Source organism: Streptomyces sp. NPDC053750 (assembly GCF_044544295.1).
Classification (GTDB): domain Bacteria; phylum Actinomycetota; class Actinomycetes; order Streptomycetales; family Streptomycetaceae; genus Streptomyces.
The window spans coordinates 1-1,073 of the sequence record NZ_JBITXB010000069.1 but is presented as its reverse complement, the minus strand read 5'-3'; the positions used below and the strand labels follow the sequence as shown (position 1 = coordinate 1,073).

At 69.9% G+C, this 1,073-nt stretch carries 1 protein-coding gene; it reads left to right on the top strand.

Annotated features, from left to right (window positions below; translation table 11 throughout):
- Positions 1 to 119: 119 nt before the first annotated feature.
- The gene (locus ACIGO6_RS41655) at positions 120 to 1,073 is read left to right on the top strand and encodes an IS481 family transposase (protein ID WP_399886037.1); all 954 of its coding nucleotides are present in this window, start codon (positions 120 to 122) and stop codon (positions 1,071 to 1,073) included.

Below are 1,073 nucleotides of genomic sequence, written 5' to 3'. Positions count from 1 at the left end.
TGTTCTGTCTCGGGAGGTTGTGGACGGGTGAGCCAGGTCTCGGCTGAGGGATCTTGAACAGGTGAGGGCCTTCCGGTTCGGTGTGGATTGCGACGTCTACACCTGAGCGAAAGGCCCTCGTGCCCCACCGTAATGCACCCCTGACCGAGACCGGACGGCTGCGCCTGGCCCGCTGCGTGGTCGAGGACAACTGGCCCCTGCGCCGAGCTGCGGAACGCTTCCAGGTCTCGCCCACCACCGCCCGGCGCTGGGCCGACCGCTACCGGCAGCTCGGCGAAGCCGGCATGAGCGACCGCTCCTCCCGCCCGCGTACCAGCCCGCGCCGCACCCCGACCCGCACCGAGCGCCGGATCATCAAGGTCCGCGTCCTGCGCCGCTGGGGACCGGCCCGCATCGCACACCTGCTGCACCTGGTGCCCTCGACCGTGCACCGCGTGCTGACCCGCTTCGGCCTGGCCCGCCTCACCCACCTGGACCGGGCCACCGGCCGGGTCATACGCCGCTACGAACGTGACCGCCCCGGCGAACTGGTCCACGTGGACATCAAAAAGCTCGGCAACATCCCCGACGGCGGCGGACACAAGGTGCTGGGCCGCCAGGCCGGGCGCAGGACCCGCGCGGGCGCCGGCTACAGCTACCTACACACCGCCGTCGACGACCACTCCCGCCTCGCCTACAGCGAGATCCACACAGATGAGAAGAAGGAGACCGCCACCGGCTTCTGGACCCGTGCCCAGGCGTTCTTCACCCAGGCCGGCATCACCGTCGAGCGAGTCCTGACCGACAACGGCTCCTGCTACCGCTCACGCGACTGGCGCGACCTGCTCACCGCGGCCGGGATCGCCCACAAGCGCACCCGCCCCTACCGGCCGCAGACCAACGGCAAGGTCGAACGCTTCAACCGCACCCTCCTCGACGAATGGGCCTACGCCCGCCCCTACCGCTCGGAGACCGAACGACGCGAAGCGTTCCCCGGCTGGCTGCACACCTACAATCACCACCGCGGACACACCGCGCTGAAGGGCCAACCACCCGCCAGCCGCGTCCCCAACCTCACGAGGCAATACACCTAG